The 23,578-nt window shown below is 61.5% G+C and carries 19 protein-coding genes and 1 other RNA gene; 9 read left to right on the plus strand and 11 right to left on the minus strand.

Annotation, left to right across the window (positions count from 1 at the left end; all coding sequences use genetic code 11):
• A partial coding sequence (locus DDD64_RS08890; RefSeq protein WP_206435364.1) for an IS1/IS1595 family N-terminal zinc-binding domain-containing protein occupies positions 1–232 on the minus strand: 232 nt, incomplete at its 3' end.
• A gap of 376 nt (positions 233–608) precedes the next feature.
• Here DDD64_RS08890 and rnpB point away from each other — a divergent pair.
• Positions 609–953: RNase P RNA component class A (gene rnpB / locus DDD64_RS01900), an RNA gene on the plus strand.
• Between the two features lie 59 nt (positions 954–1,012).
• On the opposite strand, the gene map is transcribed toward rnpB, so the two are convergent.
• Together map and panB are read right to left on the minus strand one after the other, a co-directional pair.
• The gene (map, locus tag DDD64_RS01905) at positions 1,013–1,924 is read right to left on the minus strand and encodes a type I methionyl aminopeptidase (protein ID WP_126134774.1); all 912 of its coding nucleotides are present in this window, start codon (positions 1,922–1,924) and stop codon (positions 1,013–1,015) included.
• A 9-nt stretch (positions 1,925–1,933) separates the two neighbouring features.
• Positions 1,934–2,740, minus strand: coding sequence for a 3-methyl-2-oxobutanoate hydroxymethyltransferase (panB, locus tag DDD64_RS01910; protein ID WP_126134775.1), 807 nt, complete (start codon positions 2,738–2,740; stop codon positions 1,934–1,936).
• Between the two features lie 90 nt (positions 2,741–2,830).
• Here panB and DDD64_RS01915 point away from each other — a divergent pair, with 90 nt between their 5' ends.
• Genes DDD64_RS01915 through DDD64_RS01925 form a run of 3 tightly spaced genes read left to right on the plus strand, consistent with a single transcriptional unit; the run spans position 2,831 to position 8,379 of the window.
• Entirely contained in the window at positions 2,831–4,030 is a 1,200-nt protein-coding gene (locus DDD64_RS01915; protein WP_126134776.1) for a DUF2207 family protein, read from the plus strand.
• Positions 4,031–4,081: 51 nt separating this feature from the next.
• On the plus strand, positions 4,082–5,419 hold the full coding sequence (locus tag DDD64_RS01920) for a glutamine synthetase family protein (protein WP_126134777.1): 1,338 nt from the start codon (positions 4,082–4,084) through the stop codon (positions 5,417–5,419).
• A 17-nt stretch (positions 5,420–5,436) separates the two neighbouring features.
• Positions 5,437–8,379 (plus strand): bifunctional [glutamine synthetase] adenylyltransferase/[glutamine synthetase]-adenylyl-L-tyrosine phosphorylase, encoded by a 2,943-nt coding sequence (locus DDD64_RS01925; RefSeq protein ID WP_126134778.1) that lies wholly within the window; start codon positions 5,437–5,439, stop codon positions 8,377–8,379.
• A gap of 55 nt (positions 8,380–8,434) precedes the next feature.
• Here the strand turns inward: DDD64_RS01925 and glnA are convergent, their stop codons facing one another.
• Both glnA and DDD64_RS01935 read right to left on the minus strand, forming a co-directional pair.
• Positions 8,435–9,859 carry a type I glutamate--ammonia ligase gene (gene glnA / locus DDD64_RS01930; protein ID WP_126134779.1) on the minus strand — a complete coding sequence of 475 codons (1,425 nt, stop codon included), beginning with the start codon at positions 9,857–9,859 and terminating at the stop codon, positions 8,435–8,437.
• Between the two features lie 173 nt (positions 9,860–10,032).
• Positions 10,033–10,734 carry a DUF4191 domain-containing protein gene (locus tag DDD64_RS01935; RefSeq protein WP_126134780.1) on the minus strand — a complete coding sequence of 234 codons (702 nt, stop codon included), beginning with the start codon at positions 10,732–10,734 and terminating at the stop codon, positions 10,033–10,035.
• A 204-nt stretch (positions 10,735–10,938) separates the two neighbouring features.
• Here DDD64_RS01935 and DDD64_RS01940 point away from each other — a divergent pair, with 204 nt between their 5' ends.
• The gene (locus tag DDD64_RS01940) at positions 10,939–11,454 is read left to right on the plus strand and encodes a hypothetical protein (RefSeq protein WP_126134781.1); all 516 of its coding nucleotides are present in this window, start codon (positions 10,939–10,941) and stop codon (positions 11,452–11,454) included.
• 1,042 nt (positions 11,455–12,496) lie between these two features.
• Here DDD64_RS01940 and sucB read toward each other — a convergent pair.
• Both sucB and lpdA read right to left on the minus strand, forming a co-directional pair.
• Positions 12,497–14,266 (minus strand): 2-oxoglutarate dehydrogenase, E2 component, dihydrolipoamide succinyltransferase, encoded by a 1,770-nt coding sequence (gene sucB, locus DDD64_RS01945; RefSeq protein ID WP_126134782.1) that lies wholly within the window; start codon positions 14,264–14,266, stop codon positions 12,497–12,499.
• Between the two features lie 18 nt (positions 14,267–14,284).
• Positions 14,285–15,658, minus strand: a complete 1,374-nt coding sequence (gene lpdA / locus DDD64_RS01950) for a dihydrolipoyl dehydrogenase (RefSeq protein WP_126134783.1) — start codon at positions 15,656–15,658, stop codon at positions 14,285–14,287.
• A 125-nt stretch (positions 15,659–15,783) separates the two neighbouring features.
• Here lpdA and DDD64_RS01955 point away from each other — a divergent pair, with 125 nt between their 5' ends.
• Together DDD64_RS01955 and DDD64_RS01960 are read left to right on the plus strand one after the other, a co-directional pair.
• The gene (locus DDD64_RS01955; RefSeq protein ID WP_126134784.1) at positions 15,784–16,098 is read left to right on the plus strand and encodes a P-loop NTPase family protein; all 315 of its coding nucleotides are present in this window, start codon (positions 15,784–15,786) and stop codon (positions 16,096–16,098) included.
• An 81-nt stretch (positions 16,099–16,179) separates the two neighbouring features.
• Positions 16,180–16,605 (plus strand): hypothetical protein, encoded by a 426-nt coding sequence (locus DDD64_RS01960; protein WP_126134785.1) that lies wholly within the window; start codon positions 16,180–16,182, stop codon positions 16,603–16,605.
• 93 nt (positions 16,606–16,698) lie between these two features.
• Here DDD64_RS01960 and DDD64_RS01965 read toward each other — a convergent pair whose 3' ends face one another.
• Complete coding sequence (locus tag DDD64_RS01965; protein ID WP_126134786.1) at positions 16,699–17,394, minus strand: DUF3043 domain-containing protein; 696 nt, start codon at positions 17,392–17,394, stop codon at positions 16,699–16,701.
• Between the two features lie 192 nt (positions 17,395–17,586).
• On the opposite strand from DDD64_RS01965, the gene DDD64_RS01970 reads away from it, so the two are divergent.
• Entirely contained in the window at positions 17,587–18,942 is a 1,356-nt protein-coding gene (locus DDD64_RS01970; RefSeq protein ID WP_126134787.1) for a dipeptidase, read from the plus strand.
• A 64-nt stretch (positions 18,943–19,006) separates the two neighbouring features.
• A complete protein-coding gene (locus DDD64_RS01975; RefSeq protein ID WP_126134788.1) occupies positions 19,007–20,008 on the plus strand; it encodes an FKBP-type peptidyl-prolyl cis-trans isomerase in 1,002 nt (333 codons plus the stop codon).
• Between the two features lie 164 nt (positions 20,009–20,172).
• Here DDD64_RS01975 and DDD64_RS01980 read toward each other — a convergent pair whose 3' ends face one another.
• From DDD64_RS01980 to DDD64_RS01990, 3 genes are all read right to left on the minus strand, one after another.
• Positions 20,173–20,388: a Fe-Mn family superoxide dismutase gene (locus tag DDD64_RS01980; protein WP_126134845.1), complete on the minus strand. Its 216-nt coding sequence runs from the start codon at positions 20,386–20,388 to the stop codon at positions 20,173–20,175.
• Between the two features lie 134 nt (positions 20,389–20,522).
• Positions 20,523–22,313 (minus strand): DEDD exonuclease domain-containing protein, encoded by a 1,791-nt coding sequence (locus DDD64_RS01985; RefSeq protein WP_126134789.1) that lies wholly within the window; start codon positions 22,311–22,313, stop codon positions 20,523–20,525.
• Positions 22,314–22,322: 9 nt separating this feature from the next.
• Positions 22,323–23,375, minus strand: coding sequence for a hypothetical protein (locus tag DDD64_RS01990; RefSeq protein WP_126134790.1), 1,053 nt, complete (start codon positions 23,373–23,375; stop codon positions 22,323–22,325).
• Positions 23,376–23,578: the final 203 nt, after the last annotated feature.

Below are 23,578 nucleotides of genomic sequence, written 5' to 3' on the forward strand. Positions count from 1 at the left end.
GCCCGGTAGGCGTCCAGATGGGGCGGGTGTGCCAACACCAGGCATGGGCCCGGTCCCAGGTTCGGGTGTCGCGGGCGCTGAGGCGTCGGGGTGTGGTTGTGGTGAGGTAGGTGAGGAATTCAGCGAATTCTTTAGCGTGTTTTTGTCGGTCGTCTAGCGCGGTGAAACTGTAGTGGCATTCCTTGCAATACCAACGCTGACGGCCGTTTGGGTGGTGGCCGTTTTTCTTCATTGGGGTAGAGCATACGGGGCAGCGTCGGGCATGTCGGGACAGGGTTTTCACTCTCCCGGTGTTTGTCAAGTATGCAAGGCTATTGAGGCCGGAAAGCTCAACGACCCGGACTTTGTGTTGGTATAGCGAGGGAAAGTCTGGGTATTAGCAACCATTTCTGTCTATTTACCCCGGTGCTTCGAGTAGGAACGGCCTGCCTTACTTTCCCAGCCTTTCGCGCTTACGCATGTGGGCAAAGTAACAATATGGTAATATTACTCGCGGTAATCGATGCGGTATATACATTCAGAAAAGGCATTCTTGTAGCATTCCGAACCCGGGTAATAATCGCGGGGTTGGCTGCCGTGCCCCCGTCAGACTGGTAGCATAAACGGGTCATGTTGGCCGGGCGGCCGCGCGGTGCGTATGCGCCTCGAGGAACGTCCGGGCTCCGTAGAGGACGGTGGTGGGTAACGCCCACCCGGGGTGACCCGCGGGAAAGCGCAACAGAAAGTAAACCGCCGCAAGGTAAGGGTGAAAGGGTGGTGTAAGAGACCACCGCGTGCCGGGTGACCGGCATGGCACGGCAAGCCCCACCGGGAGCAAGATCAGACAGTGCCCCGTCAGGCTCCTCGTCTAGGGCACGGGTGGATTGCTAGAGTGCGTCAGCAATGGCGCACGTAGATGGATGGTCGCCGCCGCGCGAGCGGTACAGAACCCGGCGTATAGGCCAAGATGACAGTGGGGGCGGATTTTCGAATCCGCCCCCACGTGCATATCTGCCCCAGCGCGCATATCCGCCTAGAGCCGCAGCCCGAGATTCGGATCGGAGGGCAGCGTCAAAATCTCTGGCCCGCTTTCCCGCACCACAATGGTGTGCTCGAATTGGGCGGTGCGCCCGCGGTCCTTGGTCACAACCGTCCAGTCATCATCCCAGATCTCATAGTCGATAGTTCCCAGCGTCACCATGGGCTCCACCGTAAAGACCATATTCTCTTCGATGGTTTCCCCGTGCAAAGGTGCGGCGTCGTAATGCGGAATAATGAGGCCGGAATGGAAAGCCTCTCCCACGCCGTGCCCGGTGAAATCACGCACGTCCCCGTAATCGAAACGCTTGGTATACGACTCAATCACTCGGCCGATCACGTTGACCTGGCGCCCGGGGCGCGCCGCCTTAATCCCGCGCAGGGTGGCGGTGGCGGTGCGTTCAATAAGCAGGCGGGATTCTTCGTCGATCTCACCTACGCCGAAAGTGGCATTGGTATCCCCGTGCACGCCGTCCTTATAGGCCGTCACGTCCAGGTTGATAATGTCACCTTCGCGTAGCACCTGGTCATCAGGGATACCGTGGCAGATAACTTCGTTGACGGAAGTGCAGATCGACTTGGGGAAACCCATATATCCCAGACACGAGGGGTAGGCGCCGTTATCGATCATGTACTCGTGAGCGATGCGGTCTAGTTCATCGGTGCTCACGCCCGGGCGGATCACTTTGGCGGCCTCGTACATGGCATCCGCGGCAATGGTTCCCGCCACCCGAATCCGCTCAATCGTTTCCTCAGTTTTCACATCCGAGGCGGTGATCACTTCCGGCCCGTCATGAAACATGTATTCGGGGCGTTCAATATGGGCCGGAACTTTACGGCGCGGCGAAATCTTTCCGGGACGCGCCGAACCGAGCGGCGCACGTGCTGCAAGACTCATAGCCACCATTGTAGTGGCTTAGAAACTGTGCTCCTTATCCGGGAATTCCCGGCTCTTGACGGCCGTGCGGAAAGCCGTGACCGCGTTGCTGAGCGCGCTACCCACCTCACCAAAGCGCTTGGCGTAAGAAGGTTGCCATTCATTCATTCCGGCCATATCCGGCCAGACGAGTAGCTGCCCGGACGTGCGGTAGCCGGCCCCGATCCCGAGGGTGGGAACCGAGAGAATTTCGGTAATTTTCGCTCCGAGTTTCCCGGGCACCATTTCGACGACGACGGCAATAGCGCCCGCCTTCTCCAGCGAGACCGCATCATCGATAATGGCCTCGCTTTCTTCTTCATCCCGGCCTTGCACCCGGGGGCCACCCAAGGCAGCGTCGGCGTGGGGCCGGTAGCCGACGTGGGCCACCACGTTGATCCCGGCGTGGGTGAGGGCTTCGACGATGGGTGCGAAAGCTTCCCCGCCTTCTAATTTCACCGCATCGGCGCCCGCCCGCACCAGGCGGATAGCGGTGCGGATAGCTTGCGCAGGGCCTTCTTCATAGGTACCCATCGGCATATCGGCAATGATGAAAGCCCGGGTGGTGCCGCGCATAACGGCGCTGGTGGCGCGCTCAATATCTTCCAGGGTGACCTGGATTGTGGAGGAGAATCCCAGGGCGGTATTGCCGATGGAATCACCCACCACCAAAATATCGATTCCGGCCGCGTCCAAAATGCGCGCTGTGAGAGCGTCATAGCAGGTCAGTGCCGTGAGCACCTCTCCGTTAGCGACCATTTCATTCAGGTGCTGCACCCGAATTCGTGCCGGTGAGAACTCCGTCATGATTACCTCCCGATATCTATGGCTTAGAGTACTAGGTCACGCGCGCCGGTGCATCATCGGGCACGGTACGCTAGGTGCGAGGAGGTGACTGTGGAACCCTTGCTTGAGCTGGTGTCCATGAACGCACTGGAATTCTGGTTAGCCTTAGGGATCGGGGTGACTGCCCTGGTCATTATGTGCCTGGCGCTTATCCCCAGTAGGGAATATGCCGATCTGCCGCGCGGGGTGTATCCGCGTGAACCTGCCGGGGTAACCGGCCATAATTACCGGCGCCGCCGCCGGCATACCCGCCCGCCGGTGCGCACCATCCCTCCGGAGATGCCGGCCGCCCTCGGGGCTTTTATGCACCGCCACTACGCCGCGGACGACGCCGCCATCACCACCCTCCTCGACCTGGCCGCCCGCGGGTTCCTCACCATTGACTTCTTCCGCGATCCGGCCTTACGTGGCCAGATGATCACGATTTCGCTCACCGAGGCGGATACCTCCACCCTCGAACCTTTTGAGATGCGGGTTCTGGCGGCCCTCGCCTCCCCGCAGAGCGCCGAATCGGCAGCATTCCGTGAATCTGAGCCATTCGATGATCGCTCGTACCGCACCGCGATGGAAAACGCGGGGCTGCCCGCCGCCTCCCGCCCGGTGCTACGCGTGCAGGGCTTCTCCACCCGCCTCGCCCTCGCCATCGCGCGCGATAGCAAAGCGGAAGTGGTATCGCGGCGGGGCTGGTACCACCACGGGCGCGAATTAGTGGGGTCGCTGGCAGCCGTACTCTTCTTCGGTGGTATCGCCCTGACGGGATTGGCCTTTATCGGGGCCCTGGCTTTTGAACTGTCCTGGTATTGGCTCATCGTGGGCGGCTGGCTGGTGTTCTGCGGATTCGTGGGGCTCCTCAATTTTTCTTCTCTCACTCCCAACGGGGTGGTGGCCAGCGACCAAGTGGAAGGTTTCCGGCGTTTTCTCACCGCGGCTCCCCGTTTCGCCGGGGTGAGCGCGGACGTCCTCGCTTCTTATGTGGGCTGGGCTTATGCCCTGGAATGCGCGGATGAATGGGTCCGTTCCCTCGAGCGAATTAACTCGCGGGATATGCGCGACGTCGGCGCGGCCCTCCCGTGGCTGCATTTTGCCGGCGAAGACATCACAAATTGGTACCAGCTGCGCGAGGCCCTGAGCGTATTGGAAACCCGCTTCCGTTCCCACCCGCTCGCCCATGATCTCCCGCACGCGCGGCGCCGCCACCTGCGGCGCTTCATGCGCGGATTACTACCCGCCGCAATTCGCACCCACACCTAATGGACCACGCCCGCAACACCCCACGGATACAGAACGGAAAGATGAAGCGCCATGGATGACCAACAAGAACACGTCCTTCGCACCATAACCGACCGAGGCATCCGCTACGTGCGGTTGTGGTTCACCGATATCGTCGGCACCCTCAAATCCGTGGCGGTAGCCCCCGTGGAGCTCGATAATGCTTTCGCGGAGGGCGTCGGTTTTGACGGCTCGGCTATTCAAGGGCTCACGCGCGTTTATGAGTCAGATATGATTGCGCGCCCGGATGCTTCTACCTTTGCGGTATTGCGTGGCGTGGATGGGAGCGACGACGCCGCTTTCATGTTCTGCGATATCCTCACCCGCGAAGGTGAACCAGCCCGCTCCGACCCCCGGGCTATTCTGCAACGTAGCCTGCGGCGCTGCGAGGATCTGGGCTTCACCGCCTACGCCCACCCGGAAGTCGAGTTCTACCTGTTCCAGCCCGGGGCAAGCGATGATGAAGAGCCCACCCCCATTGATTCGGCCTCTTATTTTGATTACGTTACCCGCTCGGTGGCTCATAATTTCCGCAGGGATGTGATTCTCTCCCTGGAGGACGTGGGCATCAGCGTGGAATTTTCCCACCACGAAATTGGCCCGGGCCAGCAAGAAGTAGATCTGCGCTACGCCGATTGCCTAACGATGGCCGATAGCATTATGGCCGCCCGCGTCATCATTAAAGAAGTGGCACTGCGTCACGGGGTGGAAGCATCCTTCATGCCCAAGCCCTTGGCGCACTGGCCCGGATCGGCCATGCACACCCATTTCTCGCTTTTCGAAGGCGAAACAAATGCCTTCCACGATCAACGCGGCCAGTTCGGAATGTCGGTGACGGCGCGGCGTTTCCTCGCCGGCCTCATGCGCCACGCCCGCGAAATTACCGCTGTCACCAACCAGCACGTCAATTCCTATAAGCGACTGTGGGGTGGCGGGGAAGCCCCACCCTATGTGTGCTGGGGGCCGCGCAATCAATCCGCCCTCGTGCGGGTACCCGAATATAAACCCACGAAACCGCAATCAGCGCGCCTGGAATACCGCGCCCTGGATACGGCCGCCAATCCCTACCTAGCTTTTGCTGCGGTACTCGGCGCTGGCCTGGCCGGAATAGAAGGGAAATACGATCTTTCCGATCCGGCTGATACGGACGTTCTCCTCCTCACCGATATGGAACGCGCGGTACTCGGCATCGAATCCCTACCCGGGAGCCTGGACTCCGCACTCAAGCTCATGGAGAGCTCCGATCTGGTAGCCGAGATTCTGGGCGAAGATGCCTTCGACTACTTCCTGCGTGATAAACGCGCCGAATGGGCCGAATACCGCGCCCAGGTTACCCCGCTGGAACGCGCACGTTTCCGCGCGGATCGATAGGGTAGCGGGGAACGGGTATGCGTCGTCTCACCCTCGCCCAGCGGGCCCGGCGCTCTGGATTCACGGCCCCCGAACGTGCCGTTCCGGATCTGGAGGCCGGCGCCTGGCAGCCCGAGGATTTCACGCACGTGGCGGACCCGGACCGGGCACTTGCGGCCTGTGCCCGACTCGGTTTAACCCGCCGGGAGGGCGTAGGCTGCGACGCCGCCGCCCGGCCGCGCCTCCTCGCCGTCCTCGGGCTTTCCACCGCGCTGGCCGATCACCTGGCCCGGCACCCGGAAGCCGCCCGTAACCTGTGCGGCAGCGCGGAGGAAGCAGAAAAGCGCGCGCTCCTGAGCGAGGCGGAGGAACGCACCGCCATGCGAGCCGCCCTCGCCCCCTGGCTCACCGGCACCGCGAGTAACCTTCAGGATGCTATTGCCGCGCTGCGAGCCCACTACTACACCCGTATCCTCATCCTGGCCGGCTGGGATCTCACCCTCCCCGATCCCCTTATCCGCCTGCCCGAGGTAGCCGCCACCCTCTCCAACCTGGCCTGCGCCACCCTGGAAGTTGCCCTCCAGCTCGCCCGCACCCGGGTACCCGATGCCCAGGATATTGACTTCACGATCATCGCGCTCGGGAAAACCGGGGGAGGGGAACTCAATTACGCCTCCGACGTGGACGTTGTTTATATCGCCGAACCCCGCCCGGGCGTGAGCGAAGAACGAGCGCTAGAGATCGGTACCGCACTGGCCACCACCCTCGCCGGATATATCAGCGCACCCGGTCCCGAAAGTGCCCTGTGGACCATCGACACCGCGCTACGGCCCGAAGGCGGCACCGGCTCCCTTGTCCGCACCCTTGCCTCCCACCTGGATTACTACGCTACCTGGGCGCAAAGCTGGGAATTCCAAGCCCTCCTCAAAGCCCGGGTAGCCGCAGGCAACCGCGAACTCGGCGAAAACTACGTGCGCGCCACCCGCCCGCTGGTATGGAATGCCGCCTCCCGAGAGAATTTCGTGACCGACGCCCGAGCCATGCGCACCCGCGTCGAATCCCATATCCCCACCGCCCAACGCGAACGCCATATCAAATTAGGGGCGGGCGGCCTGCGCGACGTCGAATTCACCGTCCAGCTCCTCCAATTAGTCCACGGGCGAGTAGATACCACCATCCGCTCGGCCACCACCACCACGGCGCTCGCGAGCCTGTCCGAAGGTGGATATATTTCTCGCCCGCACGCCGCCCGCCTCGACCACCACTACCGGTGGCTGCGCTGCCTGGAACACCGCGCCCAAATGGTGCGCTTGCGCCGCGCCGCCGTGCTTCCGACCCGGGAAGATGACCTGCGCCGCCTAGCCCGCTCCCTCGGCCTGCCCGATGCCGCCGCGCTTCTCGAAGCTTTCGCGCAGGTACGCCGGGAGGTGCGTGAACTCCACCAAGATATTTTCTATCGGCCTCTCCTGCCCGCCGCAGCCCAGCTCTCCGCGGATGATATTTCCCTCGCCCCCGAGGCCGCCCGCAGCCGCCTCGCCAGTATCGGCTACCGCGACCCTGCCGGGGCTTTGCGCCATATCGCCGCCCTGACCGCGGGAAGCAGCAGGCGCGCAGCGATCGCCCGCCAGCTCCTCCCCGTTATGCTCGGCTGGTTTGCGGAAGGTCCCGAACCGGATGCAGGGCTCCTCGCCTTCCGGGTGCTCTCGGAAAAAATGGGGGATACCTCCTGGTATATGCGCACCCTGCGCGACGGCGGGCCCGTCGCGCACCGCCTCGCCCTTATCCTGGCCCGTTCGCGTTTCCTCGCCCGCGATATCCCCGAGCTTCCTGAATCCATCGCGTGGTTGGGCGACGACGCCGAACTGGCCCCGCGCAGCGCGGATGCGCTGCGCGGGGAGCTGGACGCGCTGCTTGAGCGGCGCAGCAGCCCTAAGGAGATCACCGGGGCGGGCCGGTGGTTGCGCTGGCGCGAGGTGCTGCGCACCGCCATGGCCCAGGCTCTCGGGCTGTTCGGGCCCGATGAGGTGGCGGGCGCGGTGAGTAACGCGGTGGAATGCGCGGTGGAAGCCGGGGTGCGCGCGGCCAAGTGCGCCGTCGTCGCAGAAAATAGTGCGGCGGCTAGCCAGCCCGAGATTTCTTTTGCGGTGATCGGTTTGGGGAGCCTGGGCGGACGCGAATGCGGCTATACCTCCGATGCTGATGTGATGTTCGTCTGGGATGGACCCGAGGCGGCCGCGGGATATGCCGATGCGCTGGCCCGGGCCTTCATGCGCGTGGAACAGGAAACGGGCGGGGTACCGCCGTTAGCCGTGGACGCGGATATGCGCCCGGAGGGCCGGAGTGGGCCGCTGGCCCGGCGCCTGGATTCCTACGCGGAGTACTACCGGGCCTGGGCTGAGCCCTGGGAATTCCAGGCTTTGCTGCGGGCCCGCCCGGTGGGTGGGGATCGCGCGCTCGGGGAACGTTTCGTGGAGATGATCGCCCCGCTGCGCTACCCGGCCCACTGGGATGAGGCGCGGCGTACCGCTATCCGGCTCATGAAAGTGCGGGTGGAAAAGGAACGAATCCCCGGGGGAGTGGCCCCGGCTTCCCATCTCAAACTCGGCCCGGGCGGAAGTGCGGATGTGGAGTGGACCGCGCAGCTCCTTCAGCTTGAGCACGCGGCGGCTTATCCGCAGCTTCGGGTGACCGGAACGGGGGAGGCGCTGCGGGCGGCGGGCGCCGCCGGGCTCATCACCGCGGCGCAAGAAAATGCCCTGCTGGAAGGCTGGCGGGCCGCCAGTGCCCTCCGCCAGGCCGCCTTTGTGGCTACCGGCCGGACCGGGAGTGCCGCCCAGGTCATTCCGCGTGATCCGCGCGAACGCGAACGTATGGCCGCGATCCTGGGCGCCGAGCACGCCGCAGATGTCCTCGACCGGCGCGCCCGGGCCGCACGCCATGCCCGCGCCGCCGTGGAACATGTTTTTTACGGGCGGAACTAGGCCACGCACCGCGGGTAGCCCGTGGTGCGGGCGGAAAGCTCATCCACGTACTTCTTTAGAGCGTGTAGTACAGCTCGAATTCGTAAGGGTGCGGGCGGGCACGCAGTGGCGTGACTTCCGCATCCATCTTGTACTTAATCCAGGTGGCGATGAAATCTTCCGTAAAGACATCCCCTTCGAGAAGGAAATCGTGATCGGCTTCCAGCTCGGCCAAAGCCTCATCGAGGGAGGCCGGGATCGTCTCGATATCCGCGTATTCTTCCGGAGGTAGCTCGTAAATATCCTTATCGATGGGTGCGGGCGGCTCGATCCGGTTACGGATGCCGTCCAGGCCCGCCATGAGCTCGGCGGAGAAAGCCAGATAGGGATTAGCGGTGGGATCGGGAACCCGGAATTCAATACGCTTGGAGGCCGGGGAATTCCCGCTGAGCGGAATCCGGATCGCGGCTGAGCGGTTGCGCGCCGAATACACCAAATTAATGGGAGCCTCGAAACCGGGAACCAGGCGCCGGTACGAGTTCACGGAGGGGTTGGTGAAAGCCGCGAGTGCCTTCCCGTGCGCCAGCAGGCCGCCCACGTACCAGCGGGCCAGGTCCGAAAGCTGGCCGTAGCCACGCGGATCATGGAAAAGTGGCTGGCCATCCTTCCAGAGCGACATATGGCAGTGCATCCCCGAGCCGGCCGAATCAAAAAGCGGCTTGGGCATGAATGTGGCAGTTTTCCCGCATTCATCGGCAGCCCGGCGAATCACGTACTTGAATTTCATGAGGTCATCGGCCGCGGCGCGCAGGGAATTGAAACGGTAGTTAATTTCCTGCTGGCCACCCGCACCCACTTCGTGATGGGCGCGTTCCACATCCAGGCCCACCTGCGCCAGATACTGGCACATCACATCGCGTACGTCCTCATTGGCATCCACCGGTGCCACCGGGAAATAACCCTGCTGGTGCGGAATCTTGTAGCCGGTATTCCCGCCCGGTTCCGGCCGGCTCGAATTCCACGAGCCCTCATTGGAATCGATGACGTACATAGAATGATTGACCGCGGTGTCATAGCGTACGTCGTCGAATAAATAAAACTCTGCTTCCGCACCCACTGAAATCGTGTCCGCAATTCCCGTGGAACGCAGGTAGGCTTCGGCGCGTTCGGCAACATTGCGCGGGTCGCGCGCAAAGGGCTCATCCGTATAGGGATCCACCACGTTGAAATTCATGATGAGGGTGGGCTCCGCGCGGAAAGGATCCACGAAGGCAGTGGACACATCCGGGAGCAGCTTCATATCCGATTCGTGAATCGAGGTGAATCCGCGGATAGAGGAGCCATCGAACATATAGCCCTCGTTCATTTTTTCCGCGGTTGCCTGGGTGGCGGGCACCGTGAAATGCTGCATAACGCCGGGCAGGTCGCAAAAACGAATATCGAGGAATTGGATTTCGTGCTCCGCGATAAACTCGGCAGCTTCGGCGACACTTGTGAACATGGTGGACTCCTCCCGGCGCGCGGCTCGGCTAGCGGTGCGGTTTACCCCATGTATTTTAGCGCGCTACTCCCTGCTCAAAAACCTGCGGACACGCCTCCGCCCGGCGGAACTCGTGTGGAATTCCCCGGGCGGATAGCGAAATTTGCGTTGAATATGTACGACGGCGGCGCGGCCTACTGGCCGCGCAGGGCCCGCCGATTAGCGCGAATATTAGTGGGATCAATGCCCTTGGGGATATTGAGCGCCTTATTCCCCAGTGCGTCGAGGCGCTGGGACAGGGCCGAAACTTCCTGGGCGGAAATTTCCTTCTTGAGCTTCTTAATGGCCCGCTCGAGCTTGGCGAGCGGAACCTGACCTTCGCCATTACCCATGAAAATAGCGTGCACCGGGGCATTCGGTGCTACCCGGCGAATAGCGCGGCGCTCATCATCAATGAGTTTGCGGGTGCGTGAGATGGGGCCTTCTGCGACGAGAACCACGCCGGGCCGCCCGATGAGCCGGAAAACAAAATCTTGGTGGCGCGCGTTGAAACGCACCGGTTCGGTTTGCTTGACCCACGAGCCGCGCAACGAATCGAGAATCGCGGAGGTGGCCCCCGGCATGCCATCCAGCTGCGCGTAGCTGGCCGACCGCACCGCCCGGGTGAGAAGCAGCATAGGGAGCAGGAGCATGAGGAGAATACCGAAAACGGTCCACGCGATCCAGCTCTTCGTAAGGAAACCGAGGAGAATGCCGATCCCCAGGCCCGCGAGCCCGGCCAGGGCAAGCCACCAGCCTAGATGCCGGTAGGTACGCTTTGCGATGGTGAATGCGTCACGCAGAGTCTTGAAAAAGCCCGGCTTCTTCTTCGCGCCCTTGTTCTTATCCTGTGCCATCTGATTCCTTTTAAATCCTTCTCGATAGTCCCCGTCGATTCTAGACGATAGCGCCAGCTTTGTTGAGCACCGGGCCCAATCTCACGCCTGCGGGCAGCTTGAGGAGCGCCGCTGATCCGTGCGACTTGTGGAAAACGACGCCGCGGCAAGCTCGCCTGTGGATGGTCCCTGGACGGGATGGGGCGGTGGTGGTGAACTGTCCCCATGTCGGGGGAAGGGAAAACGAAGCGGGTGGCTCTCCTGGTGCGATTGTGCGTTTTCGGGATGGTAGCAGGCATACTCGCGGGAATGATTCTCGGTGCCCTTGTCCCCGGTATAAAGGAGGCGCGCACCGGCCCGCAGCAGGCGGCCAATGCGGAGCTTGAAGGCGGTCGGGAGCCGGAAGCACTGGCGGTGGCCCACCAGTTGGTAGCGGCCCGCGATGCTGCACTCACCGCTGGTGATACCGCTTCTTTGAGTAGCTTGAGCGTTCCGGAGGGCGCCGCGGCGGCAGCAGATGCACAGTTGCGCAGCGCGTTGGAAGCCTCTCCGGTTGCGAAGGTGGAAACTGAGGTGCGGAAAGCATCGTGGGTGGGGGAGGATCTCCTTGAGGTGATCACCGTGCAGCGGAGCCTCGTGCTTGCCAACGGGGAAACTATCGGGCCGCAACCGGAGCGGTGTGCGCGGTGGCAGCTGAGTCCGCAGCCGTGGCGGATTGTGGCGGTTCACCCGTGTTTGTAAGCGGGCCGCCCGTGTTTATCACCGCCGAGACAATTGACCGGTTACTAACATCACGAGGCGTGTTCGTAAGATTAAACGAGACCCCCAGTACAGGCTTAGCAACAACGGGTTTGCGGTAGCGATACCAGGCGGGTTGGCCACATACAGGGCCAGCGCGCCGTGGACTGTTTGGGACGCAGAGTGTACGTCACGGATATAGAAGCGCAGAAAAACTGTTACCCACGTGCATGCTGTTAGTTGGCCCTGCCGTGATCACTCGCTCGCGTGGGCAAGCGTGGACGATGCGAGTGGTGATGCCCATAAATTGCAACATCTCGACGGGCATCTCTTCAGAATGCAACACCCTGACAGCAGGCCCCACAAAAAGCAACCCCACGACAGACGAGACCCACAGGATGCAACCCCACGACATCAAAACAATTTCTTAATGTAGCTGCAGTTGCATTTTGATTTCGGGCAAACGTGGCGGCCTTCCCGCGAGAGTCTCATGGGTTTCACGAACTTCAATAGTCACACCGGCCCTTGGGGAGGGGGATCTGTTTTCATAACTGTACTGCGCTTGTCGTACATGCGAAGTACATCCCGGGAAAACACCCCCTCCCCGCCGGCGCGGTGGGCGGCGAGGCAAGGCAGCGGGTGGCACAGGCCCCAATCGCCGTTTCAGCGCGGTGATACAGCGCAATGCTCAGGCGCGGTGGTCCGGTGCAGTGCTCCAGATTCGCGGGTCAGTCAGGCAGCCCGGCTAGGTAAAGTGCGAGTGCGGGACATCGCCTCCCACAGGATGCGCGTAAGGGACACGAAACCATCCCGAAAGGGTGCTCTCCCTCGGACTTTGTTTCCGGGCACGGTTCGTGCAGCTCCGTCCGCACCCCCGACTGTCTATTAACCCGTCTATTAACCCGAAAGCTCCCCGGTCCCGATAATGCCCATGAGCACTATCGGAACCGGGGAGCATCTTCACGCGCGGTCACGCGTGCGGCCGAGGTTGTGTTAGTGAGTTATTTAGCTACTCAGGTGCTGAGTAACCCACTAACCGAATTCCTTAGAACGCACCCTCGAAATCGGCTTCTTCCAGGCGAGCCTTGAACTCCTTGAGGAAGCGGCCCGCATCTGCGCCGTCGACCAAACGGTGATCGTACGTGATGGCGGGGTAGAGGTAGGAACGAATACCGATGGATTCGTTGCCGTCCGCATCCTTGACGATGCCAGGTTCGCGCATAATCGCACCGATCCCCAGAATGGCTACCTCCGGCTGGTTGATGACCGGGGTGTCAAACATGACGCCGTTAGAACCGGTATTTGTAATGGTGAAGGTACCGCCGGTGAGGTCATCAACCGCGGCTTCGCCATTGCGTACCTTGGCGGCACCGGTGTTAATGGCGCGTGCCAGGCCCGCGATATTGAGATCCCCGGCGTTCTTGATCACCGGGACGAACAGGCCCTTGGGGGTATCCACCGCGATGCCGATGTTCTCGTAATCGAAGTACTCCACCTCGTTGTCCTTGATGGTGGCGTTGAGCTTCGGGTGGTTCTTCAGGGTATCGATAGCAGCCTTGACGAAGAAAGGCAGGTAGGTCAGCTTGGTACCTTCACGTTCTGCGAAAGCAGCCTTATTGGCTTCCCGAAGCTTGACGATCTTCGTGACATCCACCTTGATGACGGTGGTCAGCTGCGCCGAAATCTGGAGGGATTCCACCATGCGCTTGGCGATGGTCTGGCGCAGGCGCGTCATCTTCGCGGTGGTGCCGCGCAGCTGAGCCGCCTCAGCGGAAGGCGCACTCGGCGCGGCCTTCTTTGCCGGGGTGGGTGCCGCAGCTGCGGCCGGGGCCGGCTGAGAAGCGGCAGCCTGGGCACGCGCGGCTTCTTCCACGGCCTTCTGCGCGGCAGCGGCTGCCTCTTCAACATCCTGGCGGCGAATACGCCCACCCACGCCGGAGCCCTTGACCGCGGAGAGATCCACATCCAACTCCTTGGCCAGCTTCCGCACGATCGGGGTGATATAAGCATCGGGTTCGGAGAATCCGGTACCGGCAGCAGCCGAATCCAGATCCGGCGTATGCGCCTGGTTTTCCTGCTGGGCCGGGGTGCCGTGCTGCGGGGTACCGGAAGCCGGTTCTTGGACCGCTGCCACACTGGCCGGTGCCTCAGCCGGGGCCGCACCGGCGGCGGGAGCCGCGGGAGCGGGCGCGGCTGCGCCGTCGCCGATATAAGCAATCACGGTACCCACCGCAACCGTTTCATCTTCCTGGACCACAATCTTCTGGATAGTGCCAGCGGCCGGGGCGGGAACTTCCGAATCGACCTTATCCGTGGATACTTCCACGATGGGCTGGCCGGCTTCGACCTCCTCACCTTCGGCCACCAGCCACGAGGTGACGGTTCCTTCACTAACCGATTCACCCAGGGCCGGCATTTTCACTTCCACACCGGTAGCCGGGCCGCCCTGCTGCGGGGCGGGAGCTGCTGGTGCAGGAGAACTCGGAGCGGGGGCCGGTGCTGCCGGAGCAGCAGCCGGGGCCGCTTCTTCCGCGTGGGCAGCGTTGCTGGCGGGAGCCGCCGGAGCAGCCACGCCGGAGCCATCACCGATATAGGCGAGGATGGCACCTACTTCAACTTCTTCGTCTTCCTGGACGAGGATCTGTTCGATAACACCTTCCGCGGGAGAAGGAACTTCCGAATCGACCTTGTCTGTGGACACTTCGACAATCGGCTCATCGAGCGACACGGTATCGCCCACCTGCTTAAGCCAGGCGGTCACGGTACCGGTGGTGACGGATTCGCCCAGGGCGGGCATCTTCAACGGTTCAGACATAGAGTTTTCTCCCTCGATTTAGTGGTTGTGGAGCGGCTTGCCCGCGAGGACCAGTGCCGCTTCGCCGATTGCTTCGTTCTGGGTGGGGTGGGCGTGGATAAGACCATCGAAGTCCTGCGCGTAAGCTTCCCAGGCCACCATGAGTTCACCTTCACCGATCTGTTCGGACATACGTGCCCCGATGGCGTGGAAGCCCACGATGGGACCGTCCTTGACCGCGACCAGCTTAACGAAACCGGCCGCACCCAGCATCTGGGACTTGCCATTACCGGTGAGGTTGAAGGTGGCGGTGGTGATATTTTCCTTGCCGTATTGTTCCTCGGCCTTGTCCTGATTGAGGCCGACCGAGGCGATTTCCGGGGTGCAGAAAGTCACGCGCGGAATCTTCGTTTCGTCAATCACCTTGGGGTTGAGACCCGCGATATCTTCCGCAACGAAAATCCCCTGGAGGAAACCGCGGTGTGCCAGCTGGAGGCCGGGCACAATATCGCCCACCGCGTAGATTCCATCAATGTTGGTGCGCAGCCGCTCATCAGTGAGGACGAAACCACGATCCATCTTTACCCCGACTTCTTCGTAGCCGAGGTTCGCGGTGGCCGGACCGCGCCCGATAGCGATGAGTAGATAATCCGCCTCGAATTCCTTGCCGTCCTGGGTGAAAACCTTGACGGAATGATCGGTCTGTTCGAGGTGATCAAACATGGTTCCGGTGGCGAATTTAATTCCGCGCTTGCGGAACTGGCGTTCCAGATTCTTGGAAACTTCCGGATCCTCATTGGGGACCAGGCGCGGCAGGCCCTCAATAATCTGGACTTCTGCCCCGTAGGAGCGCCACGCGGAGGCGAATTCCACCCCGATGACTCCGCCGCCCAGCACGATCACGGACCCGGGGGCTTCACCTAGCTCCAGCGCTTCGGTGGAGGTGAGCACACGGCCGGTGATCTCCTGGCCGATGGTCTTCGAATAGGAGCCAGAGGCAAGCACCACGTGCTTGCCGCGGTAGTGCACGCCATCAACGGCGATGGTGTCTTTCGCAACAAGCCTGCCCCAGCCCTGCACAATCTCAACTCCGCGCGAGGAGACCAGGCCGGTCAAGCCCTTGAACATCTTTTCGATAACGCCATTCTTGTAAGCCTGCAAGGTAGGCATATCGATACCCTCAAAAGAGCCCTTCACACCGATGGAGGGGCCTTCGCGCATTTCATCGGCAACATCAGCGGCGTGCAGCAGTGCTTTGGTGGGGATGCACCCGCGGTGCAAACAGGTACCGCCGAGTTTGTCAGCCTCAATGAGAGCAACGGTCAGGCCCAGCTGACCGGCACGAAGCGCGGCCGCGTAGCCGCCGCTGCCGCCACCGAGGATGACGACGTCGTACTCTTTCGTTTCTGCCACAGGATTTCCCTTCGCAATACAACATTTTGGAATGCGGTACAAGAGCCGCTATACCTATATTCTGCCATGCCGAGGTGTTATCTGGAACGCATCACGCTCCCAGCGAGGGTCGCTAAAATCACCGTATGGGTCTTTTTTCGCGTCGCTCCCGTTCCCGTGCTGCTCACGGCGGTGCTCGCCGTTCGACGACGGCGAAACACTTCGCCGATTTCATCGAGACTCGCGCGGGGGTGGAAGCCTATTTTGAGGTGGAAACTCCGCGTGAGCCAGCAGCTCTTCTTCTCGTTGCTCGCACGGGGGAGTGGACCCGCCGGCGGGTGCCCGATCTGGCGGCAGGAGCACAACTTGCTCGGGAACTGGGCATACCTTTCTACGAAATTAACCGCACCGGATACCCCGAGTCGGTACGTCGTTGGAATGCGGAGCACCGGCGCGCTTAAAGGTTTATGATGGTACGTCGTCTCCGCGGTCAGTGCCGCGAAGGAGACGCACAGCCAGTGCAGGATTCTGGGAGGAGCCAGGTGACTAGTGAAATGATTCGAGACGAGAGGCGCACCGCCGTGGGCTGGCCTCTCTTCCTCCTCATTGCGCTGAGCCTGGGGGCCGCTATTTTCGTGTGGCGTGCCATCGTCGCGGGCACCGAGGATTTTCAACTGGGCTATCCCGGGCGCATGGCTACCACGCTGGTGGCAGCGCTCGTCTGGGTGCTTGCCTGCGCCGGCTCACTCCACAACGGGCGGCGGATGCGCTGGGTGGCCACCGCCTGCTGGAGCGCCAATATCGTGATGGCTGTGGTGGGCGTAGTGATTCCCGATCTTTTCCACCAGGTGAGCCCCTGGTACCAGGCCGGAGCCACCTATTATTACCTTCCTACCCTCGGGGCCATTGCCGGGCTGGCCTGGATCATGTGGTCGCGGCCAGCCAGCATCGCCCAGCGCAATCTTTAGAGCTTTCGTTGCAATCTTTAGATTTTCGCCCGCACCCCTGCGCCCCGGCACCCCTGGGCCCCGGCACCGAGGTCTAATTTTTGAGTTACGGGCCTAGCCCTTAGCGGCGCGCTTGGTTTCTTTCTTCGCTTCCCGCGCCTTCTTCAGATCAGCGGGAGTGCCGCCCTCGGGGTACTCACCGAATTTCACCATGGGGCGGGGCATACGCCAACGCCGCGGGGTGAAGCCGCGTGACATCATCTGCCCGACCAGACGATCCGGAGTTTTATCTTCCCCGAATTTGTATTCCACCAGGGTGCGAACCTGGCGGGCGCGCCACCACGCCTCCAAGGCCATGAGCACCAGGACCGCGTAGCAGGTAATAACAAATACATTGAAGACCAGCGGATAGCGGGTGAGGGTGAACACGCCCACGATCATAATGATGGCGAGGCCGAGCATGAGCGAGGAGAACTGGAAACGCGAATCAAGCGCATCGCGCGCGAAAGCTCGCTGCACACCCGCGTGGGCGAGGGGCATATTCCGAATATCCCCCGTTTTCATCGCGGTTTGTTCGCGTTCCCAGCGCTCGGACGAGCGGGCGCGTTCCTCGGCCTTGCGGGCCTTCTTTTCCTCCCGTGTCATGGAGGACTTGTCAGAAATAATCGGCCGGCGGTGGCGTGCCTCCACGTCCTTGCGCTTCGGGGTGGGAACCCCCTTGCCCGGTGTGTATCCCTTGGGATGAGTAGGGGCGGGCGCTGCCTGTTCTTGCGCCTGTTCTAATGCCTCTTTCTTGCGGCCGAATGCCATCTCAACTCCTGCGTCGTCGCCAACTATGCCTTGAACGAGAATAGTCTAACCGTTCGCGCGCGACCGCCCTGTCCATTACTCGCGCGTGCACGGCCCGCGGCCGCTCCGTTTGCCGCGTGCGCACGGCCGGCGCCGTCGTCGTTCAGCACCCGCCCGCGCGGGCGCGGGCGCGAACCCGGTACCCTAGGACGTATGAGTAGTGATCTTGTTGCGCGCGTGGATGAGGCTCTGCCCGTCCATCGCGCTTTGCTTGAGGACCTTGTCCGTATCCCCTCCGTCTCCGCTGATGCTTTTGACCAGGCTAAAGTGCGTGAATCTGCGGAATTCGTGGCACGCATGGCCCGCGAACGCGGCTTCGACGTCGATATTATTGAATTGGAAACGCCCCAGGGGAAGGGCCGTCCGGCAATTCTCGCCCATAAGCATGTTGGGGATGATAAGCCCACCATTCTTCTCTACGCGCACCACGATGTGCAGCCGCAGGGAACCTTGGAAGGATGGGAATCCGATCCCTTTGAGCCGGTAGAAAAGAACGGGCGGCTGTACGGGCGAGGCACCGCTGACGACAAAGCGGGTGTGCTTGTCCACATGGCGGCGATCTCGGCCCTCGGTGATGACCTGGCCGTGAACGTTACCCTCTTTATTGAAGGCGAAGAAGAAATCGGTTCGCCTACCTTCCACGCTTTCCTGGAAACCTACCGGGATCGCCTCCAGGCCGATGCCATTGTGGTGGCCGATTCGGGTAACTGGAAGGTGGGGGTGCCCTCCCTGACCACCTCCTTGCGTGGCGTTGTGCGTCTGGGCGTGGAAGTGTCCACCCTTACCCACGGCGTGCATTCGGGCCAGTACGGCGGGCCCACCCTCGATGCGGTGACCGCCCTCGCGCGGATTATCGCGACCTTGCACGACGAGAACGGTGACGTTGCGGTTCCCGGTTTGGATGCCTGGGACGACGCCGACGTCGATTACGAAGAAGAGCACCTGCGCCGCGATGCCGCGATTCTGCCCGGCATGCAGCTGCTAGGAACCGGATCCTTCAATTCGCGCATGTGGACGAAACCCTCCATCGCCGTGATTGGCATGGATGTTACCTCCACCGCAGAAGCCTCCAATACCGTGATTCCCTCCGCGCGGGCCTTCCTGTCCATGCGCGTGGCCCCCGGTCAAGATCCGCAGCGCGCCGGCGAACTGCTGGCCGAGTACATCGAAGCGCAGGCACCCTTCGGGGCCACCGTGGTCACCGAAGTTGCGGAAGCAGGTTCCGGTTTCAAGGCCGGGGAGGATACCCCCATCATGCATCTGGCCCGCGAAGCGCTCAGCGAAGCCTTCGGTCACGAATCGGTGGATATCGGAACGGGTGGATCCATTCCCTTCATTTCTGACCTCGCGGAGGTATTCCCGGAGGCGGAGATTTTGGTGACCGGCGTGGAAGATCCGGACGCGCGCGCTCACGCTCATAACGAATCCCTGCACCTGGGCGATTGGCGCAACGCTATTCTGGCGGAGGCGCTGCTCCTGGAAAAGCTGGGTCAGGGCGAAAGCCGCTAAGCGCGGGTACGCGAAGGCCGTGGCGTGCTCGAACGGCGCGGACGGGACGAAGAAAGTGACATTGATGGGAAAGAAAATTCTTGCGGGATGCACGGCAGCCTTGCTCGCGTGCGGCCTTACGGCATGTTCGGGTGGGAACGACGGCGCAGCTAGCTCAACACCGGCTGCTTCGGAATCCGCGAGCGCTGAGGCAAGCGGTACGGTAGAAAGCCCCGCCCCCGGGGAAACACCTGAAATTGTGTACTCGGAGGAGGGCATGCCGTCCCTGGGTGGTACGGCGCAGGCACCGCTGCTGGAGTTCCCGAAGGGGGAAGCTCCCGCGGATGTGCGGGTGCGGGTGCTGGAACAGGGTAGCGGTGCGGAACTAGGCGCTGATGCGGTAGCCAAGGTCAATTACGTGGGCCAAGTGTGGGGGAAGAACGAACCTTTTGATTCTTCCTACTCGCGTAACGCCCCGGCTACCTTCCCGCTCGCCCAGGTGATCCCGGGCTGGAGTCACACTCTGGCCAAGGCCCACGTGGGGGACAAGCTGATTTTATCCATCCCGGCCAAGTGGGGGTACGGCCCCTCGGGCGGTACCCAGGATGGGTCCATCGGAGCAACCGATACCATTGCTTTCTACGTGGAAATTCTGGATGCCTGGAATGCTAAGAGCACGGGCGAGGCCGGTGCCACGGTGGAAACACCCGCAGATGCGCTCCCGGTGGAATACACGGGTGAGCTGGGCCAGCCCATTACCGAGATCCGGGTGAAAGAAGGGGCAGAAGCTCCCGCTGAGCTCAAGGCCACGGTTATTGCTCGGGGTAGCGGGGCTCCGCTCCCGGAGAAGGGCACCTATGTGCTCCAGTTCGCGGCCGCACAATGGGATAACGCCCACGCGGAAAATACCTGGGTTCCCACAACTGCGAACTACCCGGCCGGGCCGCGCTCGGTTCCTTCCACCCAGCAGATTTTCGCACCTCTGGCCGGGGTGCCGGTTGGCTCGCGAGTTCTGCTGAGCGTGCCGAATAAGGATAATCCGGCCCAGGCTATTGCCGTGGTGGTGGATATTCTTTCTGCGGTGTAGTTGCCGGGTAGCTACCGGTTGGGTCTGAGAGGACCGAAAATACACCTGATAGTCACGAAGGGCGAGGTGCCTCTGAAGAGGAGCCTCGCCCTTGTGCTATCCAGAAATGATGCCGCGTTAGCCGCCGCTATCCATGAATAGCGGCGGCGCGGTTTGCTCCTGACTTATGTGCGGATGAGAAGGCCGGTGGACTGCTCCTGTGCGATTGCCAAACGCGCTCCGACTTCTTCCCAATTGACGATATTCCAGATGGCTTTGACGTAATCGGCCTTGACATTGAGGTAGTCAAGGTAGAAGTGGAGCTCCATGATCTTTCCGGAAATATGTGGTTCGAGTGCCGCGTAATCGTAGGGAAGATCGGGGAGGGTGTAGCTTGCCATTCTCATACTCCAATTCTGGGTGGCATCGCGGTGCAGCCCGCTTAGATACATTCGGAATCTCCGAATAGTAATTGAATGCGAATACGGCCCAGTGTGTGGGATGCTCGTCACATACGTGGTGGAAATGGGGAAGTTTAGTGCTCAGTCAAGCCGGGTGATTCTTCCGATTCCGGGAAGAAAGCTGGGAAACGGTGGGCTGAGGTGAGGGGTACCGCGAGGGGAATCTCGCCCTCGATGGCGAGTACTCGCGAGCGGGGATCGGAAAGCCAGGCGGCAAGGAGCAGGGTTTCCTCCGGATGCGCGTGCTCAGACGCGCGGGCGGGAGCCGGGAGGAGGGGAGTCGCGCTGCGGAGCGCTGCGGCCTGCTGGGGAACCTCGCGGGCTTCGGTGACAGTTGCGGTACCAAGCAGTCTGCCGTAACTCGTGAGGATAATTTCCCAATGATCCTCTCGCTTAGACGCGGCGACGACGCAGCTTGCTCGCCACAGCGGAACCAGCAAATCCCGCCGCTGGGCTGCGGTGAGGAGCGCCGAAAGCCGGTCGCGTTCCACCATCGCTTCTTCGAAATGCTCCTGGGCGGCCAGGCGGGCAATGCGATCCATCTGGTGATCCCATACTTCGGCAAGGGAACCAGCTAACAGCCGCCGGGCGCGCGAGAGGGCCACTGCTCCGGTATTGACGGTGCCCCGCGGGGCCAACGCGCAAGGTGCGTGGGAAGCGAAGTGGCACGGGCAATCGCTCAGATCGGCCTGGCGTGGCACGTTGAGGCCGGCGGGATTGAGCCCGGCTTCATCTCCGATGAGCTCTGCGGCGCGCCGGGCAGCTTTGCGGGAGCCGAAAGGCCCCAGTGAGTTTGCCACCTCCGTTGCCGAACAGCTGCGCGTAGTTTTCAGGCGCGCCACAGGCGTGGTATCCAGGCTGATCCAGGTGCGAGTGTGCGGGCGGCGCGAGCGGCGATTATAGGGCGGATCGAAGCGAGTAATATCGCGCAGCTCCACCACCCGTGCTTCCAGGAGAGTGGCGGTGGGGGTGGTTTCTACCCGGGTGGCCAGGTCCACCATGTCCGCCATGCGGCGGCGTTTTTCCGCGGCGGTGAAATACTGGCGCACCCGCCGGTACATATTCCCGGAGCTACCCACGTACAGTACTTCGTTATTCGGGCCGATAAAACGGTAGCTGCCCGGGCTGTGCGGTACCTGATCGGCGAGCACGGCGCGGCGGCGCCGGCGGGCCGGAACCGGGTTGGAGGCGGTGAGCAGATCCTCAATATGGGTGACGCCGAGCGGGCCGAGCCGCCCGATCATCGCGTGGAGCACATCCACGGTAGCCCGCGCATCATCGAGAGCACGATGGCTTGGCTGTACCGCGGCCCGGCAGTAGCCAGCGAGGGTGCTTAATTTGTGATTGGGGACTTCATCGCGAGTGAAAATACGCCGCGCCAGCCCGAGGGTATCGAGGACCCGCAGGCGCGGCCACGCCACATCTATCGCTTCGCATGCCCCGCGCAAATGGGACATATCGAAGCGGGCATTATGAGCCACGAGCACCGGTGCGGTGGGGCCAAGGAAATTGAGAAAAGCGGGGAGAACTTCATGCAGCGGGGGAGCGCTCACCGTCATCGCGGTGGTGATCCCGGTGAGCACGGTGATCTGGGCCGGGATGGGGACCCCGGGATTGACGAGTGAGGAAAACTCCTGCACCACCTCCCCGCCGCAGACTTTCACCGCTCCAATTTCGGTGAGCGCATGTGCCCCGGGCCGCCCTCCGGTGGTTTCCACATCTACCACCACGAAAGTAACCTCATCCAGAGGAGTCCCCAGATCCGCAAATTCCAACTGGCGGGGAGCCAAGATGCGGCCGGATCGATACACCTCAATAGGTTCGGTATCGATCCGGCCGCCGGGTATCCAACGGGATTGTGTCACATCACTAGCTTAGAACCACCCTCGACGTTCACGGTCTTGTACTGGTTTAGGATCCAGCGTAACCTGGTCCCCCTTTACCGCGAATTCGAATGTTTGGTTGATGTATTTGATTTGAGGAGATCTTTCTTCCCAGGGCTGGCTATCTCGATAGCGTTGCTTGTAGGCGATAGATATTTCGCCTTCTACCTGCATACGGCCGATCCAGGAGTCTCCTTCACGGGCGATGTACTTCTCATCGAGAGTGAACTTTGGATCCTTTGACCACGAACGCCGTGCATCACTCCGTTGATCGAGGAGTCCCATGTCGAGGTTGAACCGCGGGCATTCAGGTACCTCAACTTCGGTGGATTCCATGCATTTTGCGTACTGTGCGGTAATTTGTTCTTCTACCTTTTGGCTCACCTCGGGTGTGAAGCTGGGGCTGAAGCTCACGTAAGTATCGTGGCCGGTTTCCTCAGAGAAATCAATCACTGTTACTACCTGTTGTTCTCCGAAAGTGATGAAGGAACTCACCGGTGGCACTGCGACCGTGTACGCACCTGGGAAAGCGGGATAACGGTACCTATCGAACGATCCTCCGTCAATATCTTTGCGTTCCCTGGCACTGCCGGACGTAGAAGTATTTTCTTTACCAGGGAGGTCGATGGTTGTACCATTCACCGTAATTTGCGAAGCGGTGGTTGTGATAGGAAGTGAACCGACGGGAGCCTCTCGGACTTTCCAATTATCGAAGAAGAGGAGTGTCTTCCCGTCTTTGTTGAGGATGACCTCCACTGGATAGCGCCTGGAATCGATAACCCATTCCGCATGGACGATATAATCGATGCGGTCGCTCTCCATATCGCCACGTTGGGTTGTTTCGAGGATCTCATATCCGGTGGGGCGGTTGGTCGCTTGCGCGTAGACCTCATCGGTGAGGAGTGCGCGATTAGCCGAATTGACATTCGGGGAATATATCTCCAGCGCCTCGCTAATCTTGCCATCCACCACCGCGGCCAGGTATTCCTCGGCTTTCTTTTCCGGGGTGTAACGGCCTTTCATAACCACAAAGGTGATGATCACACCAATAATGACAAGAAGTGTGATGATGAGGCTGGCCCATAAACCTACGTGCCTTTTACGAGCGCCGTCGGGGGGGGGGTAGTCGTACTTACAGGTACATAGGAAGGCTCTGCCGGAGTACCGGCCGAGGGCGGGGGCGGTGTTTGTGCTTCTGAATTCATATGTGGATCACTCCTATTTCTAAAACAAAAGAAAGTGGCGTG

The organism is Actinotignum sanguinis, from assembly GCF_003957255.1.
In the GTDB taxonomy this organism is placed as follows: Bacteria; Actinomycetota; Actinomycetes; order Actinomycetales; family Actinomycetaceae; genus Actinotignum; species Actinotignum sanguinis.